At 63.3% G+C, this 19,522-nt stretch carries 17 protein-coding genes; 9 read left to right on the top strand and 8 right to left on the bottom strand.

Features of this window, described 5'->3' with window-relative positions; genetic code table 11:
- Positions 1-22 precede the first annotated feature (22 nt).
- Both typA and thiI read right to left on the bottom strand, forming a co-directional pair.
- Entirely contained in the window at positions 23-1,843 is a 1,821-nt protein-coding gene (gene typA / locus IM733_RS21225) for a translational GTPase TypA (RefSeq protein ID WP_248918360.1), read from the bottom strand.
- 128 nt (positions 1,844-1,971) lie between these two features.
- On the bottom strand, positions 1,972-3,426 hold the full coding sequence (gene thiI / locus IM733_RS21220; protein ID WP_248918359.1) for a tRNA uracil 4-sulfurtransferase ThiI: 1,455 nt from the start codon (positions 3,424-3,426) through the stop codon (positions 1,972-1,974).
- A gap of 517 nt (positions 3,427-3,943) precedes the next feature.
- Here thiI and glnA point away from each other — a divergent pair.
- From glnA to ntrC, 4 genes are all read left to right on the top strand, one after another.
- A complete protein-coding gene (gene glnA, locus IM733_RS21215; RefSeq protein ID WP_011531808.1) occupies positions 3,944-5,350 on the top strand; it encodes a glutamate--ammonia ligase in 1,407 nt (468 codons plus the stop codon).
- A 135-nt stretch (positions 5,351-5,485) separates the two neighbouring features.
- The gene (locus IM733_RS21210; RefSeq protein ID WP_248918358.1) at positions 5,486-6,025 is read left to right on the top strand and encodes a chorismate mutase; all 540 of its coding nucleotides are present in this window, start codon (positions 5,486-5,488) and stop codon (positions 6,023-6,025) included.
- Between the two features lie 253 nt (positions 6,026-6,278).
- A complete protein-coding gene (gene glnL / locus IM733_RS21205) occupies positions 6,279-7,364 on the top strand; it encodes a nitrogen regulation protein NR(II) (protein WP_248918357.1) in 1,086 nt (361 codons plus the stop codon).
- Entirely contained in the window at positions 7,361-8,797 is a 1,437-nt protein-coding gene (gene ntrC / locus IM733_RS21200; protein ID WP_248918356.1) for a nitrogen regulation protein NR(I), read from the top strand. The genes glnL and ntrC overlap by 4 nt, the downstream gene beginning before the upstream one ends.
- Before the next feature lie 372 nt (positions 8,798-9,169).
- Here the strand turns inward: ntrC and IM733_RS21195 are convergent, their stop codons facing one another.
- Positions 9,170-9,607 carry a hypothetical protein gene (locus IM733_RS21195; protein ID WP_248918355.1) on the bottom strand — a complete coding sequence of 146 codons (438 nt, stop codon included), beginning with the start codon at positions 9,605-9,607 and terminating at the stop codon, positions 9,170-9,172.
- Between IM733_RS21195 and trmL the strand changes: the two genes are divergently transcribed.
- Positions 9,606-10,067 (top strand): tRNA (uridine(34)/cytosine(34)/5-carboxymethylaminomethyluridine(34)-2'-O)-methyltransferase TrmL, encoded by a 462-nt coding sequence (gene trmL, locus IM733_RS21190; RefSeq protein WP_011531803.1) that lies wholly within the window; start codon positions 9,606-9,608, stop codon positions 10,065-10,067. The genes IM733_RS21195 and trmL overlap by 2 nt on opposite strands.
- Positions 10,068-10,150: 83 nt before the next feature.
- Here trmL and secB read toward each other — a convergent pair whose 3' ends face one another.
- From secB to IM733_RS21175, 3 genes are read right to left on the bottom strand one after another with little or no spacing between them, the layout of a single operon-like run.
- On the bottom strand, positions 10,151-10,633 hold the full coding sequence (gene secB / locus IM733_RS21185) for a protein-export chaperone SecB (RefSeq protein ID WP_011531802.1): 483 nt from the start codon (positions 10,631-10,633) through the stop codon (positions 10,151-10,153).
- 39 nt (positions 10,634-10,672) lie between these two features.
- A complete protein-coding gene (gene grxC, locus IM733_RS21180; protein ID WP_003249204.1) occupies positions 10,673-10,927 on the bottom strand; it encodes a glutaredoxin 3 in 255 nt (84 codons plus the stop codon).
- 1 nt (position 10,928) lies between these two features.
- Complete coding sequence (locus IM733_RS21175; RefSeq protein ID WP_248918354.1) at positions 10,929-11,342, bottom strand: rhodanese-like domain-containing protein; 414 nt, start codon at positions 11,340-11,342, stop codon at positions 10,929-10,931.
- Positions 11,343-11,548: 206 nt separating this feature from the next.
- Here IM733_RS21175 and gpmI point away from each other — a divergent pair, with 206 nt between their 5' ends.
- The 4 genes from gpmI (at position 11,549) to IM733_RS21155 (ending at position 16,756) form a co-directional block, all read left to right on the top strand.
- Complete coding sequence (gene gpmI, locus IM733_RS21170) at positions 11,549-13,084, top strand: 2,3-bisphosphoglycerate-independent phosphoglycerate mutase (protein ID WP_248918353.1); 1,536 nt, start codon at positions 11,549-11,551, stop codon at positions 13,082-13,084.
- Between the two features lie 186 nt (positions 13,085-13,270).
- Positions 13,271-14,569, top strand: coding sequence for a murein hydrolase activator EnvC family protein (locus IM733_RS21165; protein ID WP_248918352.1), 1,299 nt, complete (start codon positions 13,271-13,273; stop codon positions 14,567-14,569).
- 84 nt (positions 14,570-14,653) lie between these two features.
- Complete coding sequence (locus IM733_RS21160) at positions 14,654-15,982, top strand: S41 family peptidase (protein WP_240063923.1); 1,329 nt, start codon at positions 14,654-14,656, stop codon at positions 15,980-15,982.
- Positions 15,983-15,991: 9 nt separating this feature from the next.
- On the top strand, positions 15,992-16,756 hold the full coding sequence (locus IM733_RS21155; RefSeq protein WP_248918351.1) for a divergent polysaccharide deacetylase family protein: 765 nt from the start codon (positions 15,992-15,994) through the stop codon (positions 16,754-16,756).
- Here IM733_RS21155 and IM733_RS21150 read toward each other — a convergent pair.
- Positions 16,750-16,962 carry a hypothetical protein gene (locus tag IM733_RS21150; RefSeq protein WP_248918350.1) on the bottom strand — a complete coding sequence of 71 codons (213 nt, stop codon included), beginning with the start codon at positions 16,960-16,962 and terminating at the stop codon, positions 16,750-16,752. The two genes, IM733_RS21155 and IM733_RS21150, sit on opposite strands and share 7 nt — an antisense overlap.
- A gap of 88 nt (positions 16,963-17,050) precedes the next feature.
- Positions 17,051-18,997, bottom strand: coding sequence for a BCCT family transporter (locus IM733_RS21145; RefSeq protein WP_248921217.1), 1,947 nt, complete (start codon positions 18,995-18,997; stop codon positions 17,051-17,053).
- Positions 18,998-19,522: the final 525 nt, after the last annotated feature.

Here is a 19,522-nt window from a genome sequence, read left to right as displayed (position 1 = left end):
TTTCAGTTCAGCCTGAACTCAATCAGTTCTTGGCTTTCTTGGCAGCGCGGGTACGCTCGCCTTCGTCGAGGATCTTCTTGCGCAGACGGATCGACTTAGGGGTGACTTCGCACAGCTCGTCATCCTGGATGAATTCCAGGGCCTGCTCGAGGGTGTGGCGAACCGGCGGAACCAGGGCGATGACTTCGTCCTTGCCCGAAGCACGCATGTTGTCGAGCTTCTTGCCTTTGGTCGGGTTCACGCCCAGGTCGTTGTCACGGCTGTTCAGGCCGATGATCTGACCGTTGTAGATGTCCTGGCCGTGCTCGATGAACAGCTTGCCGCGCGCCTGGAGAGTCTCCAGCGAGTAGGTCAGCGCCTTGCCGGTCTCGATCGAAACCAGAACGCCGTTCAGGCGGCCGGACATGGTGCCTGGCTTCATGGTGTCGTAGCGATCGAAGATCGAGGTCAGGATGCCGGCACCGTTGGTCAGGGTCAGGAACTGGTTACGGAAACCGATCAGACCGCGAGCCGGTACGTTGTACTCCAGGCGGACACGGCCCTTGCCATCCGGCGCCATGTTGGTCAGGTCGCCCTTACGCAGGCCCATCTCTTCCATGACCTTGCCTTGCGACTCTTCAGGGATGTCGATGGTGACGTTCTCGAACGGCTCCTGCTTGACGCCATTCACTTCGCGGATGATCACTTCAGGACGGCCAACGGCCATCTCGAAGCCTTCGCGACGCATGGTTTCGATCAGTACCGACAGGTGCAGCTCACCACGGCCGGAAACCTTGAATTTATCAGCCGAGTCGCCTTCTTCAACGCGCAGTGCAACGTTGTACAGCAGCTCTTTGTCCAGACGCTCCTTGATGTTGCGGGAGGTCACGAACTTGCCTTCCTTGCCGCAGAACGGCGAATCGTTGACCTGGAAGGTCATCGAAACGGTCGGCTCGTCAACGGTCAGCGGCTTCATCGCCTCGACGTTGTTCATGTCGCACAGGGTGTCGGAGATGAACAGCTCGTCGAAACCGCTGATGCAGACGATGTCGCCAGCCTGGGCTTCTTCGACGTCGACACGGTGCAGGCCGTGGTGGCCCATCAGCTTCAGGATACGGCCGTTACGCTTCTTGCCGTCGACATCGATGGCGACAACCGGCGTGTTCGGTTTGATGCGACCACGGGCGATACGGCCAACGCCGATAACACCGAGGAAGCTGTTGTAGTCCAGTGCGGAGATCTGCATCTGGAACGGGCCGTCACGGTCAACAGCCGGCGCAGGTACGTTGTCGACGATCGACTGGTACAGCGGGGTCATGTCTTCGGCCATGGCGGTGTGGTCGAGACCGGCAATACCGTTCAGTGCGGAAGCGTAGACAACCTGGAAGTCCAGTTGGTCGTCGGTGGCGCCGAGGTTGTCGAACAGGTCGAAGATCTGGTCCAGAACCCAGTCAGGACGCGCGCCCGGACGGTCGACCTTGTTGATCACGACGATTGGCTTCAGGCCAGCTTCGAAAGCCTTCTTCGTCACGAAGCGGGTTTGCGGCATCGGGCCGTCTTGTGCGTCGACCAGCAGCAGCACGGAGTCGACCATCGACATTACACGCTCGACCTCGCCACCGAAGTCGGCGTGGCCGGGGGTGTCGACGATGTTGATGTGGTAGCCGTTCCAGTTGATGGCGGTGTTTTTCGCCAGGATGGTAATGCCGCGCTCTTTTTCCTGGTCGTTGGAGTCCATGACGCGCTCGTCGTTGAGCTCGTTACGCTCCAGGGTGCCGGACTGGCGCAGGAGTTTGTCGACCAGGGTGGTTTTACCATGGTCAACGTGGGCGATGATGGCGATGTTACGCAGATTTTCGATCACAACTGTATCTCGATCAGAGGATTCGGTTGCCACCCAGTGTAGGTGGCCAATATGTACGGTTTGAGGCTCAGCGGGCCCGGTGGTCGGGAGGGCGATGGCGGATACTGCCGCCATACAGCCCTGGCGTCTTATGTCGGACGATAAACACGCACATTGGCATGTCCCTCACTGAGCAGGTGGTGTGCGTGCAGACGGCTCATCACACCCTTGTCGCAATACAGCAGGTACTGGCGCGTCTCATCGAGATGCTTGAACTTGCTGTTGATCGCGTAGAACGGCAGTGCCTGGACTTCGACGCCTTCGAGCACCAGGGGTTCGTCTTCCTGGGCATCGGGGTGACGAATGTCGATGACGATCTGGCCGGGCAAGGCCTCGGTCACTTCCTCGATCTCGATATCCTTGCCCAGCTCGTCGATCACGTGGTCGATGGAGATGAACTTGGCGCGCTCCAGGGCGCGCTCGAGCACGGCCATGTCGAATTGCTTTTCTTCATGCTCCATGCGGTGACGCTTGGCATGGGTGGTCGGGTTCACCGAGATCACGCCGCAGTACTCAGGCATGTGCTTGGCGAAGTCGGCGGTGCCGATTTCGGTGGCCTGGTCGATGATGTCCTGCTTGTGGCTGGCCAGCAGTGGGCGCAGCACCAGCTTGTCGGTGGCCGAGTCGATGATCGACAGGTTGGGCAGGGTCTGGCTGGAAACCTGGGAGATCGCCTCGCCGGTGACCAGGGCGTCGATTTCCAGGCGGTCGGCCATGCGCGCGGCCGCGCGCAGCATCATGCGCTTGAGCGTCACGCCCATGTAGCTGTTGTCGACCTTGTTGAGAATCTCGCCGACCACTTCCTCGAACGGCACGCTGATGAACAGCACGCGCTGGCTGCTGCCGTACTTCTTCCACAGGAAGTGGGCCACTTCCATCACGCCCAGTTCGTGGGCGCGGCCACCGAGGTTGAAGAAGCAGAAATGGGTCATCAGGCCGCGACGCATCATCTGGTAGGCCGCCACGGTGGAGTCGAAGCCACCGGACATCAGCACCAGCGTTTGCTCCAGGGCGCCCAGCGGGTAGCCGCCGATGCCGTTGTGCTGGTTATGGATCACGTAGAGGCGCTGGTCGCGGATCTCGATGCGCACCAGCACTTCCGGCTTCTTCAGCTCGATACCGGCGGCGCCGCACTGCTGGCGCAGCTGGCTGCCGACGTAGCAGTCGACGTCCATCGAGGTGAAGTCGTGATGGCCGCCGCGCTTGCAGCGCACGGCGAAGTGCTTGCCGGCCAGCAGGTGACCGAAATGGTGCTTGCATTTGGCGACGATGTCGTCGAAGTCGCCCAGTGGGTACTCCTCGACCTGCAGGAAGTGGGTGATACCCGGGGTGCAGGTGAGGCGCTCGATCATTTCACGCTGGACTTTCTCGTCCTCGACGCGGGTGACCACCTCGAGGTTGTCCCAGACACCATCAACCGCGAGCTCGGGATCCAGGTCCTTGAGCACGTTGCGGATGTTCTTGGCGAGCTGGCGGATGAAGCGCTTGCGCACCGGCCGGCTCTTGATGGTGATCTCTGGGAAGACTTTGACGATAAGTTTCATTGGTTTAACAGCGCGCGCAGGGCCTGCCGAAAATGAGGGGCGCGAATTATAGCGGAAATTGCTCAAGGTTTGAGCAACTTTTGTACAGAAGGTTTGATTTGCCGAGCCCAAACCATGCGCTGCACCTGTAGGAGCCGGCTTTGCCGGCGAATGGGCCAGCCCAGGCACTGCAAGGTGATCGCCAGGATCGATGCAGGGCGTTAAGTCCTGGGCTGCCCATGTGGCCGCATTCGCCGGCAAAGCCGGCTCCTACAGTGGGGAGGCGTTAGCCAGGCACTGGGCGCACCAATATAGTGCACGTCAATTTGATTACGCCCTCAATGCGTGCACGCTTCCCTTCTGCGGCTACGCTAAATGCCCGTCAACGCCGGGTTTTATCCCGGCCTCGCCATTTTTGGGCACTGGCATGCAATTTGCTCCCTTGTGAGGCAGGTAAGCTTGGCCGACTATCCGCGCCCGGCGACACCCTTTTTCCAGGGCAGCGGCCAACCGCGCTCTAGACCATCCGGAGGACAACATGTCGAAGTCGGTTCAACTCATCAAAGATCATGACGTCAAGTGGATTGATCTGCGTTTCACGGACACCAAAGGCAAGCAGCACCACGTCACCATGCCGGCTCGCGATGCGCTGGAAGACGACTTCTTCGAAATCGGCAAGATGTTCGACGGCTCGTCGATCGAAGGCTGGAAAGGCATCGAAGCCTCCGACATGATCCTGCTGCCGGATGACGCCTCCGCCGTGCTGGACCCGTTCACCGAAGAGCCGACCCTGATCCTGGTCTGCGACGTGATCGAGCCGTCCACCATGCAAGGCTACGACCGCGACCCACGCGCCATCGCCAAGCGCGCCGAAGAGTACCTGAAGACCACCGGTATCGGTGACACCGTCTTCGTCGGCCCGGAGCCTGAGTTCTTCATCTTCGACCAGGTCAAGTTCAAGTCGGACATCTCCGGCTCGATGTTCAAGATCTACTCCGAGCAAGGCTCCTGGATGACCGACCAGGACGTCGAAGGCGGCAACAAGGGCCACCGCCCTGCCGTCAAAGGCGGCTACTTCCCGGTTCCGCCGTGCGACCACGACCACGAAATCCGTACCGCCATGTGCAACGCCATGGAAGAGATGGGCCTGGTCATCGAAGTTCACCACCACGAAGTGGCGACTGCCGGCCAGAACGAGATCGGTGTGAAGTTCAACACCCTGGTCACCAAGGCTGACGAAGTCCAGACCCTGAAGTACTGCGTGCACAACGTGGCCGACGCCTACGGCAAGACCGCCACCTTCATGCCGAAGCCGCTGTACGGCGACAACGGCTCGGGCATGCACGTGCACATGTCGATTTCCAAAGACGGCAAGAACACCTTCTCGGGCGAAGGCTATGCCGGCCTGTCCGATACCGCCCTGTACTTCATCGGCGGCATCATCAAGCACGGCAAGGCCCTGAACGGCTTCACCAACCCGGCCACCAACTCCTACAAGCGTCTGGTGCCAGGCTTCGAAGCCCCTGTGATGCTGGCCTACTCGGCCCGCAACCGTTCGGCCTCGATCCGCATCCCTTACGTTTCCAGCCCGAAAGCCCGCCGCATCGAGGCGCGCTTCCCGGACCCGGCGGCCAACCCTTACCTGTGCTTCGCCGCCCTGCTGATGGCCGGCCTGGACGGTATCCAGAACAAGATTCACCCAGGCGATGCCGCCGACAAGAACCTGTACGACCTGCCGCCTGAAGAGGCGAAAGAAATCCCGCAGGTTTGCGGCAGCCTGAAAGAAGCCCTGGAAGAGCTGGACAAGGGCCGTGCGTTCCTGACCAAGGGCGGCGTGTTCTCCGACGACTTCATCGATGCCTACATCGAGCTGAAGTCGGAAGAAGAGATCAAGGTCCGTACCTTCGTTCACCCGTTGGAATACGACCTGTACTACAGCGTTTGATGTAACGCCGCAGTGCTGAAACGGCCTCCCTCGGGAGGCCGTTTCTATTTGCGCGACAGCAGGTTCGGACTAAACCTATAGCCGCCTTCAAACATACATAGAGACTCAAGTCTCCATACCTCTCAGGAGACCGCCATGCGTATCCCCCTCGCCCTGACCTGCTGCCTTGCCTTGTCCGGCTGCGCCTCTCCACCGCCTTCCTCCCCTGCCCTCGGCCACCTGCTCGACACCATCGATCAGCGCCTGGACCTCGCCGAGGGAGTCGCCCTGCACAAGTGGGACCAACGCCAGGCGGTTCAGGCCAGCGCCCGCGAAGAACAAGTGCTGGCCAGTGCACGCCAGGCTGCACCTGCCCATCAGCTTGATCCGGCGCGCGCGGCAGCGTTCTTCGCCGACCAGATGGAGGCCAATAAACTGCTGCAGTATCAGCTGCTCGACAGCTGGCACCTTGCACGGCAAGCGCCCGGCCTCGCCCGACGGGACCTTGGCAAGGAGGTGCGCCCCGAACTGGACCGACTGCAAGAGCAACTGCTCGCCGCCCTCGCCCGCTTCGACCAGGCGATGCCAGGCGATTGCGCCACTCAGCTGGCCGACGCCCTGCAACAGCGCACGCACAACCCGGCTCGTCACCTTGCCTTGGTCCGCGCCAGCGGCCAGCTGTGCAAAACGCCGTGACCGCCCTATGCTCCATATTGGTGCACAACCAGATTGAACGCCCCATCATGCACCCCAATATGGGTCACAAGAATCGATAAACCAGGGTTTTCTGGCCTGTATTTGCGCATAGCCAGGGCTTAATCCGGATATTCCGCTTCTTTTCGGAGCCTTGGTTTGGTTCTTGCATTTTCACAGCATCCAGCACGTTATCCGTGCGCGCCCCTGGCCTGCCTCGGGGCGCCAATGTGCCAAAAGAGGTCAACGACGCCTTATGACCATCAGCGATGCACAGCACCGTCTGCTCCTGGACAATCTGACCACGGCCACGCTCCTGCTCAACGCCGAGCTGCGCCTTGAGTACATGAACCCGGCCGCGGAAATGCTTCTGGCCGTCAGCGGCCAGCGCAGCCACGGGCAGTTCATCAGCGAGCTGTTCACCGAGTCGACCGAGGCGCTCAACTCGCTACGCCAGGCGGTCGAGCAGGCGCATCCGTTCACCAAGCGCGAAGCCCAGCTCACTTCGCTGACCGGCCAGACCATCACTGTCGACTACGCCGTCACCCCGATCCTGCACCAGGGCCAGACCCTGCTGCTGCTCGAAGTGCACCCACGTGATCGTCTGCTGCGCATCACCAAGGAAGAAGCCCAGCTGAGCAAGCAGGAAACCACCAAGATGCTGGTGCGCGGCCTGGCCCACGAGATCAAGAACCCGCTGGGCGGAATACGTGGCGCGGCGCAGTTGCTGGCCCGGGAGCTTCCCGAGGACGGCCTGCGCGACTACACCAACGTGATCATCGAAGAAGCCGACCGTCTGCGTAACCTGGTCGACCGCATGCTCGGCTCCAACAAACTGCCGTCGCTGGCCATGACCAACATCCACGAAGTGCTCGAGCGCGTGTGCAGCCTGGTCGAGGCCGAAAGCCAGGGCTGCATCACATTGGTGCGCGACTACGACCCGAGCCTGCCGGACGTGTTGATCGACCGCGAGCAAATGATCCAGGCCGTGCTCAACATCGTGCGCAACGCCATGCAGGCCATCGGCGGCCAGAACGAGCTGCGCCTGGGGCGCATCGCCCTGCGCAGCCGCGCGGTGCGCCAGTTCACCATCGGCCATGTGCGCCACCGCCTCGTGGCCCGGGTCGAGATCGTCGACAACGGCCCGGGCATCCCCCCGGAGCTGCAGGACACCCTCTTCTACCCCATGGTCAGCGGCCGCCCGGACGGTACCGGGCTGGGCCTGGCCATAACCCAGAACATCATCAGCCAGCACCAGGGCCTGATCGAGTGTGAAAGCCACCCCGGCCATACCGCGTTCTCGATCTACCTGCCCCTGGAACAAGGAGCCACCGCCCCATGAGCCGAAGTGAAACCGTCTGGATCGTCGATGATGATCGCTCCATCCGCTGGGTCCTGGAGAAGGCCCTGCAGCAGGAGGGGATGACCACCCAGAGCTTCGACAGCGCCGACGGTGTCATGGGCCGCCTGGCCCGTCAGCAACCGGATGTGATCATTTCCGACATCCGCATGCCGGGGGCCAGCGGCCTCGACCTGCTGGCGCAGATCCGCGAGCAGCATCCGCGCCTGCCGGTGATCATCATGACCGCCCACTCCGACCTGGACAGCGCCGTGGCGTCGTACCAGGGCGGCGCCTTCGAGTACCTGCCCAAGCCGTTCGACGTCGACGAGGCGGTGTCGCTGGTCAAGCGCGCCAACCAGCATGCCCAGGAACAGCAGGCGCTGGACGTGCCGCAAGCGCTGGCCCGCACCCCCGAGATCATCGGCGAGGCACCGGCAATGCAGGAGGTGTTCCGCGCCATCGGCCGCCTCAGCCACTCCAACATCACCGTGCTGATCAATGGCGAGTCCGGCACCGGCAAAGAACTGGTGGCCCACGCCCTGCACCGCCACAGCCCGCGCGCGGCAGCGCCGTTCATCGCCCTGAACATGGCGGCCATCCCCAAGGACCTGATGGAGTCCGAGTTGTTCGGCCACGAGAAAGGCGCCTTCACTGGCGCCGCCAACCTGCGCCGTGGCCGTTTCGAGCAGGCCGACGGCGGCACGTTGTTCCTCGACGAAATCGGCGACATGCCCGCCGACACCCAGACCCGCCTGCTGCGGGTGCTGGCCGATGGCGAGTTCTACCGGGTCGGCGGCCATGTGCCGGTGAAGGTGGACGTGCGCATCATCGCCGCCACCCACCAGAACCTTGAGTCGCTGGTGCAGGCCGGCAAATTCCGGGAAGACCTGTTCCACCGCCTCAACGTGATCCGCATCCATATCCCGCGCCTGGCTGACCGGCGCGAAGACATCCCGGCCCTGGCCCGCCACTTCCTCGGCCGCGCCGCCCAGGAGCTGGCGGTCGAGCCTAAGCTGCTCAAGCCGGAAACCGAGGAATTCATCCGCAACCTGCCATGGCCGGGCAACGTGCGCCAGCTGGAGAACACCTGCCGCTGGATCACCGTGATGGCGTCCAGCCGCGAAGTCCTGGTCGGCGACCTGCCGCCGGAACTGCTCAACCTGCCTCAGGACGCCGCGCCGGTGACCAACTGGGAGCAGGCCTTGCGTCAGTGGGCCGACCAGGCTCTGGCCCGCGGCCAGTCGAGCCTGCTGGACAGCGCCGTGCCCAACTTTGAGCGGATCATGATCGAGACCGCGCTCAAGCATACCGCTGGGCGCCGCCGTGACGCGGCGGTGCTGCTGGGCTGGGGGCGTAACACCCTGACGCGCAAGATCAAGGAGTTGGGGATGAAGGTCGATGGCGGGGATGATGACGAGGGCGAGGATCACTAAGCCGAGCCGAAGCATCCATCCCGGGGCTGCTGCGCAGCCCTTCGCCGGCAAGCCGGCTCCTACAGGGATCGCGCGTGTAGGAGCCAGCCTTGTCGGCGAAGGGCCGCAAGGCGGCCCCAGTCGTTTCCAGGCCCATGCACCGATCCTGTGCCGCTTGCACCGTGTGCAGGCACAAACCCCATCAAAACCTGGCTAGACAGCCCTCAACGCCAGCATTTCCGGGCAACGAAAACCTGGCACGCCCCCTGCAATGGATACCGTATCTCCAGTTTCGGGGGCCTCGGTACAGGCAGGCCGGGATACCCCCTCTTTACTTCGCCATCCCGCAAGTTTCGGGGACCCTGGTACAGGCAGGCCGGGACATCCCCTCTTTTATTCGTGCAGCCTCACCTGCACCCGCCAACGCCCATCGTCCTCTGCACCGGTCCACTCACCGTGCAGGGGACGGGCGGCCACCACGCTCAGCACCAGCCCTTCTTCGCTTTTCTGCAGGCGCCAGCCCACCGGCTTGCCCTGCATCGTCAACTGGCCACGCTGGGCCTTGCCCTGGGCCTCGAACACCACCGCCACGGTGCCTTCGACATTCTCGCCGTGCAGCTTGGGCTCCTCGTTGAACCACAGGTCGAGGCCATCCTGCACCACCGTCACCTGCTCCAGCACCCGTTCCTCGGGCGTGGTCAGGCGGCCGATCATCAGCCCAACCATCAGCCCGACGATGGCCAGGGACAGGATCACCCGTGGGAACGCCTTCGAACGCAGATCCGGTTCGAGGGTAGAATGCTCGTCATCTTCACGCCTGGAGCCGTGCATGTTTCACGTCATCCTTTTTCAACCAGAAATTCCGCCGAACACCGGCAACATCATCCGCCTCTGCGCCAACAGCGGCTGCGCCCTGCACCTGATCGAGCCCATCAGCTTCGAACTGGACGACAAGCGCCTGCGCCGGGCGGGGCTGGATTACCATGAGTATGCCACGCTGAAGCGCCACGAGAGCCTGGCCGGATGCCTGGAAAGCCTGGGCAATCCGCGGCTGTTTGCCTTTACCACCAAGGGCTCGCACCCGTTCCACGAGGTCGCCTACCAACCCGGTGATGCCTTCCTGTTCGGCCCCGAGAGCCGCGGCCTGCCAGCCGAGGTGCTGGACAGCCTGCCGGCGGAGCAGCGCCTGCGCCTGCCGATGCGGCCGGGCTGCCGCAGCCTGAACCTGTCCAATACCGTGGCGGTGACGGTCTACGAGGCGTGGCGCCAGCAGGGCTTTGCCGGGAGTTGAGCGGGATCGCCGGCTTGCCGGCGAACAGTCCCGACAGGCAAGAAAAAAGCGCCCCTTGAGGCGCTTTTTCATGGCTTGCGGCCTTACTGCACAGTCGGCACTTCACCCGCTTCCTGCATGCGCTGCATCTCTTGCGCGTACAGGGCGTCGAAGTTGACCGGCGACAGCATCAGGGCCGGGAACGAACCGCGGGTCACCAGGCTGTCGAGGGTTTCACGGGCGTACGGGAACAGGATGTTCGGGCAGAACGCACCGAGGGTGTGACTCATGGAAGCAGCGTCGAGGTTGGCGATCAGGAAGATGCCTGCCTGCTGCACTTCGGCAATGAAGGCCACTTCGTCACCGTTCTTGACGGTCACCGAAAGCGTCAGCACCACTTCGTGGAAGTCGCCTTCCAGGGCTTTCTGGCGGGTGTTCAGGTCCAGCGAGACGCTGGGTTCCCACTGCTGGCGGAAGATCTGCGGGCTTTTCGGGGCCTCGAACGACAGATCGCGCACGTAGATGCGTTGCAGGGAGAATTGTGGGGCGTTGGCGTCAGTGGCGCCATTGGTCTGTTGCTCGGTCATGGCAGATCCTTTTCCTAATGTTCTTGAATGCAGTGCGAATCAGGCCGCCAGCAGCGCGTCGAGCTTGCCCGCGCGCTCCAGGGCATAGAGGTCATCGCATCCACCGACGTGCGTGCTGCCGATCCAGATCTGTGGCACCGAGGTGCGGCCGGCCTTCTGGCTCATCTCGGCGCGAACCTGGGGTTTGCCGTCGACCTTGATCTCCTCGAACGCCACGCCCTTGCTCTCGAGCAGGTACTTGGCGCGCATGCAGTAGGGGCAGTAGTCGCTGGAATAAACGATGACGGGCTTCATATCACTTCACCAGGGGCAGGTTATCGGCTTTCCAGCTGGAAACGCCACCGCTGAGCTTGGCGGCGGTGAAACCAGCCTTGAGCAGCTCGCGGCAAAGGGTGCCGGACTGCTGGCCCATCGCGTCGACGACGATCAGGGTCTTGTCTTTGTGTTTTTCCAGCTCGGTCATGCGGCCGGCGACTTTGTCCTGCGGAATGTTCAGCGCACCGACGATATGCCCGGCCGAGTACTCCTTCGATGGGCGGATATCGATCACCACGGCCTTTTCAGCATTGACCAGGGCGGTCAGCTGGCCGTTGCTCAGGCTCTGGCCGCCGCGGCGGACTTCGTTGATCAACAGCAGGATCAGCAGGACGACGAAGATCGCCACCAGGATGAAGTGATCTGTCGCGAATTGAATCAGGTGAGCAACCATCAGGGGTGTTCCAGGCGATTGAAAATGGCGGCCAGTATACACAGCCCCCCATGACCACCAAAGCCCACCGGGCCGGCCGGAAAACCACCTTCACGCTCCATATCCGACCGCGCTGGTCGGGCAAGGGGAGGAATATTCGCCGCCACTGGCGGATTTGCCCTAAAATGCGTGTCTTTATCATCTTTGAACAACCGTGAGTTTGATTGATGACGAGTACGCCTAAACCCCTGGTCCTGATCATCCTGGATGGCTTCGGTCACAGCGAAAGCCCCGAATACAACGCCATCTTCGCCGCCAACACACCGGTCTACGACCGCCTGCGCGCCACCCAGCCGCACGGTTTGATCTCCGGTTCCGGCATGGACGTGGGCCTGCCCGACGGGCAGATGGGCAACTCCGAAGTCGGTCACATGAACCTCGGCGCCGGCCGCGTGGTGTATCAGGACTTCACCCGGGTGACCAAGGCCATCCGTGACGGCGAATTCTTCGAAAACCCCGTGCTCACTGGCGCGGTGGACAAGGCGGTCACCGCTGGCAAGGCCGTGCACATCCTCGGCCTGCTCTCCGACGGCGGCGTGCACAGCCACCAGGACCACCTGGTCGCCATGGCCGAGCTGGCCGCCCAGCGTGGCGCCGAGAAGATCTACCTGCACGCCTTCCTCGACGGCCGCGACACGCCGCCACGCAGCGCCCAGTCGTCGATCGAACTGCTCGACGCCACCTTCGCCAAGTTGGGCAAGGGCCGCATCGCCAGCCTGATCGGCCGCTACTACGCCATGGACCGCGACAACCGCTGGGACCGCGTCAGCGCCGCCTACAACCTGATCGTCGACAGCGCCGCTGAATACACCGCCGACAGCGCCGTGGCAGGGCTTGAAGCCGCCTATGCGCGCGATGAAAGCGACGAGTTCGTCAAGGCCACGCGCATTGGCGAAGCGGTCAAGGTCGAAGACGGCGACGCCGTGATCTTCATGAACTTCCGCGCCGACCGCGCCCGCGAGCTGTCGCGCGTGTTCGTCGAGGCGGACTTCAACGAGTTCCCCCGCGCGCGCCTACCGAAACTGGCCGCCTACATCGGCCTCACCCAGTACTCGGCGAAGATCCCGGCCCCGGCGGCGTTCGCCCCGGCCAGCCTGAACAACGTGCTCGGCGAGTACCTGGCCAAGCACGGCAAGACGCAACTGCGCATCGCCGAGACCGAGAAGTACGCCCACGTCACCTTCTTCTTCTCCGGAGGCCGAGAAGAGCCGTTCGAGGGCGAAGAACGCATCCTGATCCCGTCGCCGAAGGTCGCCACCTACGACCTGCAGCCAGAAATGAGCGCCCCCGAGGTCACCGACCGCATCGTCGAGGCCATCGAGCAGCAGCGCTACGACGTGATCGTGGTCAACTACGCCAACGGCGACATGGTTGGCCACACCGGCGTGTTCGAGGCGGCGGTCAAGGCGGTAGAAGCGCTGGACGGCTGCGTCGGTCGAATCGTCGAGGCCCTGGACAAGGTGGGTGGCGAAGCGCTGATCACCGCCGACCACGGCAACGTCGAGCAGATGGAAGACGAGTGCACCGGCCAGGCGCACACCGCCCACACCACCGAGCCTGTGCCGTTCATCTATGTCGGTAAGCGCAGTGTCACAGTCCGCGAAGGCGGCGTGCTGGCCGATGTCGCACCGACCATGCTCAAGCTGCTGGGGCTGGAAAAGCCTGCGGAAATGACCGGTACCTCTATTCTGGTCGATGCCTGATCGGAGCCCGTTCGCCGGCAAGCCTGCCCCTACAAATGACTCGTAGGCGCCGGCTTGCCGGCGAACGGGACCGGTAAAACATACGAGTTCCAGACCAACGCCCCGCCGCACACGCCGCGGGGCGTTTTTTTTGCAGGCCCACGCGGGCATACTAGGCCAGTCTCCATCCCTGGTACGCCAAACCTCATGCTCCGCGCCCTCTTCTTACTAGCCCTGTCATGCCTGCTCGCCCCGGCCTTCGCTGCCGACGAGCGCGCGCAGACCCAGCAACAGCTGGACGCCACCCGCCAGGACATCGCCGAGCTGAAAAAAATGTTGGGCAAGCTCCAGGAGGAGAAATCCGGCGTGCAGAAAGACCTCAAGGCCACCGAAACCGACATCGGCAACCTTGAAAAGCAGGTGGAGGCACTGCAACAAGAACTAAAAAAGACCGAGGGCGAGCTGGAGCGCCTTGATCACGAGAAAAAAAAACTCCAGAGCGCGCGCAGTGAACAACAGCGACTGATTGCCATCCAGGCCCGTTCCGCCTACCAGAACAACGGCCGCGAGGAATACCTCAAGCTGCTGCTCAACCAGCAGAACCCGGAAAAGTTCGCCCGCACACTGTCTTATTACGACTACCTGAGCAAGGCGCGCACCGAGCAGTTGCGCACCTTCAACGAAACCCTGCGCCAACTGGCCAACGTCGAACAGGACATCGGCCGCCAGCAGGAGCAGTTGCTGGCGCAGCGCGCCGACCTCGACAGCCGCCGCCAGGCCCTCGAAAGCGAGCGCGGCAAGCGCCAGCAGGTGCTGGCCAAGCTCAACAGCGACATGAAGGAACGCGACCAGAAGCTCCAGGCCCGCGAGCAGGACCAGGCAGACCTGGGCAAGGTGCTCAAAACTATCGAGGAAACCCTCGCCCGCCAGGCCCGCGAGGCTGAAGAAGCTCGCCAGCGTGCCCTGCTGGCCAAGCAGGAAGAAGAAAAGCGGCGCAAGGAGCAAGCGCTGGCCGCCGCCCGCGACAACCCCCCCGAGGAGGCCCCGAAAAAGGCCCGCACCACGCTGGGGCCGGTGGTTTCCAGTGACGGTGCCAGCTATGGCGGGGCATTTTCCGCGGCCCGGGGAAAACTTCCGTGGCCGGTCAATGGTCGACTGTTGGCACGCTTCGGCGATACCCGTGGTGGCGACGCCCGGGCCAAGTGGGACGGCGTGATGATCGGCGCCAGCGCGGGCACCCAGGTGCGCGCCGTGCATGGCGGGCGCGTGGTGTTCGCCGACTGGTTGCGTGGCGCCGGACTTCTGGTCATCCTCGACCATGGCAATGGTTACCTGAGCCTGTACGGCCACAATCAGAGCCTGCTCAAGAGCGCCGGTGACATCGTCAAGGCCGGCGAGGCGATCTCCACCGTCGGCGACAGCGGCGGCCAAGACAGCGCCGGGCTGTATTTCGCGATTCGCCAGCAGGGCCGGCCCAGCGATCCCGCGCAATGGTGCCGAGGCTAGATGCCAACTACTTTTACGGCGCAGCCACGTGCGCTGCGCCGATGCTCCCACGGGAGCGCCAACAGGATCAGGAGTTCGTTCGACATGCTGCACTCGCCTCGCCTCTCTCAACTGGCCCTGACCATCGCCCTGGTCGTCGGCGCGCCCCTGGCCACCGCCGCCGAGCCGGTCAAGCCCGCGGCCAAGCCGGCCACGGTGCCGGCCACCGAGGTGACCGCCAAGGCACCCCTGCCCCTGGAGGAGCTGCGTACCTTCGCCGAGGTCATGGACCGCATCAAGGCCGCCTATGTCGAACCCGTGGATGACAAGACGCTGCTGGAGAACGCCATCAAGGGCATGCTCAGCAACCTCGACCCACATTCTGCCTACCTCGGCCCCGAGGACTTCCAGGAACTGCAGGAAAGCACCAGCGGCGAGTTCGGCGGGCTGGGTATCGAAGTCGGCCAGGAAGACGGCTTCATCAAGGTGGTCTCGCCCATCGACGACACCCCGGCCTCCCGCGCCGGCGTGCAGGCTGGCGACCTGATCGTCAAGATCAACGGCGCCCCGACCCGCGGTCAGACCATGACCGAAGCGGTCGACAAGATGCGCGGCAAGGTCGGCGAGAAGATCACCCTCACGCTGGTGCGCGACGGCGGCACGCCCTTCGACGTGACCCTGGCCCGCGCGGTGATCCAGGTCAAGAGCGTGAAGAGCCAGCTGCTGGAGAACGACTACGGCTACATCCGCATCACCCAGTTCCAGGTCAAGACGGGCGACGAGGTGGGCAAGGCCCTGGCCAAGCTGCGCAAGGATAACGGCAAGAAGCTACGCGGCGTGGTGCTCGACCTGCGCAACAACCCCGGCGGCGTGCTGCAGGCCGCGGTGGAGGTGGCCGACCACTTCCTCACCAAGGGCCTGATCGTCTACACCAAAGGGCGCATCGCCAACTCCGAGCTGCGCTTCTCCGCCGACCCGGCCGACGCCAGCGAAGGCGTGCCATTGGTAGTGCTGATCAACGGCGGCAGCGCCTCGGCCTCGGAGATCGTTGCTGGTGCCCTGCAAGATCAGAAACGCGCCGTGCTGATGGGCACCGACAGCTTCGGCAAAGGTTCGGTGCAGACCGTGCTGCCGCTGGCCAACGACCGTGCGCTCAAACTCACCACCGCGCTGTACTTCACCCCCAATGGCCGCTCGATCCAGGCCCAGGGCATCGTGCCCGACATCGAAGTGCGCCCGGCCAAGCTCACCACAGAGGCCGACAACGACAATTTCAAGGAAGCCGACCTGCAGGGTCACCTGGGCAACGGTAACGGTGGCGCCGATCGCCCGACCGGCAGCAGCAAGCGCAAGGATCGCCCGCAGGACAACGACTTCCAGCTCAGCCAGGCCCTCAGCCTGCTCAAGGGCCTGAACATCACCAAGGGCAACTGACCGCTTCCCATGCGTTATCTGCTGTGCACGCTGTTCTGCCTCATGCTCGGTGCCGCCCAGTCGGCGCCGGGCAAGGCCTACATGAGCATCATCATCGACGACCTGGGCCAGAGCGACGAGCGCGACAACCGCACCCTCGCCCTGCCCGGCCCTGTCACGATGGCGATCATGCCCGACACCCCGCATGCCACCCGCTTCGCCCGCCAGGCGCACAAGGCCGGGCGCACGGTGATCCTGCACATGCCCATGGACCCGGCCACCGGGCCCTACGCCTGGCACCCCGGCATTGCCCTCGACGAGCTGGCCAGGCGCCTGGATGCCGCCCTGGCCAAGGTGCCCTACGCTGCCGGTATCAACAACCACATGGGCAGCCGCATGACTGCCCAACGCGAGCCCATGACCTGGTTGATGGGTGAATTGCAGCGCCGCCACCTGTTCTTCGTCGACAGTCGCACCAGCGCCGCCACTGTGGCGGCGGCCGAAGCACAGGCCGTCGGCCTGGCTCATGTGTCGCGGGATGTCTTCCTGGATGACGAACGTACCACCGAAGCCATCACCGGCCAGTTGCGCCAAGGCATCGAGCTGGCGCGCAAGCAAGGCTCGGCGGTGCTGATCGGCCACCCCTACCCACAGACTCTGGAAGTGCTGGAACGCGAAATCCCCCGGCTCGAGGGCCAGGGGATCGAGCTGGTCAACCTGCGGCAGATGATCGCCGAACGTGGCAACCAGGCCATGCCCGCCCATGGCAGGCATGGGGTCTACAGCAATCACTGAATCGTCAGTCGAACGGTATCAGTCTTGACGTATTGCCTGGCCAACCTGAGCACCGACTCGATCTGCCCTACCAGTTTGCGCCCCTGCCCCACCAACCTGCCGGAGTCGATAGCTGGCGCAGGTTGTGGATCGCTTGGGGTAACGTCCTCGACCCAGTCCTCACCCTGACGACGGAACGTCTTGAGCACCGCCTTGCGCAAGCCCACCTCGGGATGACCTGCTCGAGGCCACGGCCGACTGAAACGAAAAGGCCCGGTTCTCGCGAACCGGGCCTTTGCCTGACATCAGCCGTTATCAGCTGTACACACGCCCCAGCAGCTGGCGGTGGCTTTCGAACTGGTCCAGCACGTCACGCACGATCTGCTCGCGGGTGAAGCCCATCAGGTCGTACTCCTGGCTGCCATCGTGCAGGTACACCTCGGCACGGTAGAAGCGCTGGCGCACTTCCGGCTCGCCCTCGACCGGCGCTTCGCTTGGCGCGGCCATGTAACCGTCCAGGCTGGCTTCGTAGACGAAGGGGTTGCCCTCTTCCATCATCACCCGCAGGCCCATCATGTTGCGCGACTGGCCAACACGGGTCTCGACCTCGAAGCCCAGCGTGCGCAGCTGCTCGGCGGCTTCTTTCAGCGCCGGGCTGACCTGCTTGTCCATGAAGCGCTGCACCACGGCCTGGGTGGGTTGCAGGTCCAACTGGCTGAGGCGCTCGCTGAAGCCACGGCGGCCGCGGGCAGCCAGCTCGGCACGCTCGCTCTCCACCGCGACGTCCTGCTTCATGGCCTTCATCAGACCAAACATGAACAGCACCAGGACCACCGAGAACGGCAGGCCGGCCAGTACCACCATGGTCTGCATGGCTTCGAAGTTACCGGCGAACAGCAAGCCGATGGTGACCAGGGTGATGACCACCGACCAGAACACCACCATCCAGTGCGGGGCGTCTTCGTCGACCTTGCCGCCTTTGCACGACAGGTTGGCCATCATCACCGCGCCGGAGTCGGCAGGGGTGAGGAACAGCACGAAGCCGACGAACACCGCCACACCGATGACGATCTTGGCGGCCGGGAAGAATTCCAGCAGCTGGTAGATCGACATCGACGGCTGTTCGAGCGCGGTCTTGCCCAGCTCCACCGCGCCCTGGTTGATCACCAGGTCCAGCGCGGTGTTGCCGAAGATCGACAGCCAGGCCAGGGTGAAGCCCAGCGGGATCAGCAGCACGCCGCTGACCAGTTGGCGCACGGTGCGGCCCTTGGAGATACGGGCGATGAACATGCCGACGAACGGGCCCCAGGAGATCCACCAAGCCCAGTAGAACACGGTCCACAGGCCCAGCCAGCGCTCGGACTTGTCGTTGTCGCCTTCGTAGACATAGAGGTCAAAGGTCTTCAGCACGACACCGTTGAGGTAGTCGCCGATGTTCTGCACGAAGCCGTTGAGCAGGTGCAGGGTGTTGCCGGCCAGCAGCACGAAGATCAGCAGGCCGCTGAACAGCAGGATGTTCAGGTTGGACAGGCGGCGGATGCCGTTCTCCACGCCGGACACCGCGGCCACGGTGGCAACGCCGGCCATGACCAGGATCACCACCAGCAGGTTGGTCTTGCTGTGGTCCATGCCAAACAGGTATTCCAGCCCCGAGGCCACCTGCATCGAGCCGATGCCCAGATTGGTCACCAGGCCCAGCAGGGTGACGAACATGCCGAAGATGTCCACGGCATGGCCCGCGCCACCCTTGACCCAACGCTCACCGACCAGCGGGTACAGCGCCGAGCGCAGTGCCAGCGGCTGGTTGTGACGGTAGGCGAAGTAACCCACGGCCAGGCCGACCAGGGCGTAGATCGCCCAGCCATGCAGGCCCCAGTGCAGGAAGGTCAGTTGCAGGCCCTGGCGCGCGGCCTCGAGGCTGGCAGGGGTGCCTTGCGGTGGGTTGAAGTAGTGGTCCAGCGGCTCGGAGGCGCCGAAGTACAGCAGCGAAATACCGATACCGGAGGAGAACAGCATGCCGGCCCAGGCGCCGTAGCTGAAGTCGGGGGTGTCGTCCTTGCCGCCCAGCTTGAGCTTGCCGAAGTCGGAGAAGGCCAGGTAGACGACGAACAGCAGGTAACCACAGATCACCAGCATGTAGTACCAGCCGAAGGTACGGGTCAGCCATTTCTGGGCGACGCCCAGCACCTGGCCGGCGGTTTCGGGTACAGCGATCAGCAAGGCAGTCAGAACGAGGATCATCATCGCCGAGGTGAAGAACACCACGCGATTGACCCGTACCCGCTCGGCGGGAGGCTTTGTCAGGGAGGCAGAACTCATTGCACGAATGCTCCGGGCAGTGCGGCAGTGGAGGCTAAACAGTTATTTCCCACGCAATTGGTGCAATAGCCCTACTGCGCAAGGTGTTATAAAAGCACCCTGGAAACCGTGATCCCGAATCGAAACGCTGCAAAAAAAACAGACCGGCCGCCTGTCGCCTTGCCGCGCACTCAGCAGAAGGTGCGCGCATTCGCCACAGACCACCTGGCCCGCTCCAAGGGCCGACCGCGCAGTCCATGACCGCTCGGCAGAATCTGTCCTTTGCATCGCTCATGCCCGTCAACGCCTTGTATTCCGGGGGTTACACGATTTCCTGGGGTGTCGATTCGTGTCCTCTTGACCGTCCTGAAAACTGTCAATGGCACAAATTGTCGCAGAGCTTATTCTTTATTGATTGAACGTTCAATCAAAACAAAATAGACTGGCCTTCGCCGAGGTAGCCGCTTGTCGTCTGCCCGCAGGCCTGAG

This window comes from Pseudomonas entomophila, assembly GCF_023277925.1.
In the GTDB taxonomy this organism is placed as follows: Bacteria; Pseudomonadota; Gammaproteobacteria; order Pseudomonadales; family Pseudomonadaceae; genus Aquipseudomonas; species Aquipseudomonas entomophila_D.
This window is presented reverse-complemented; position numbering and strand designations above follow the sequence as displayed.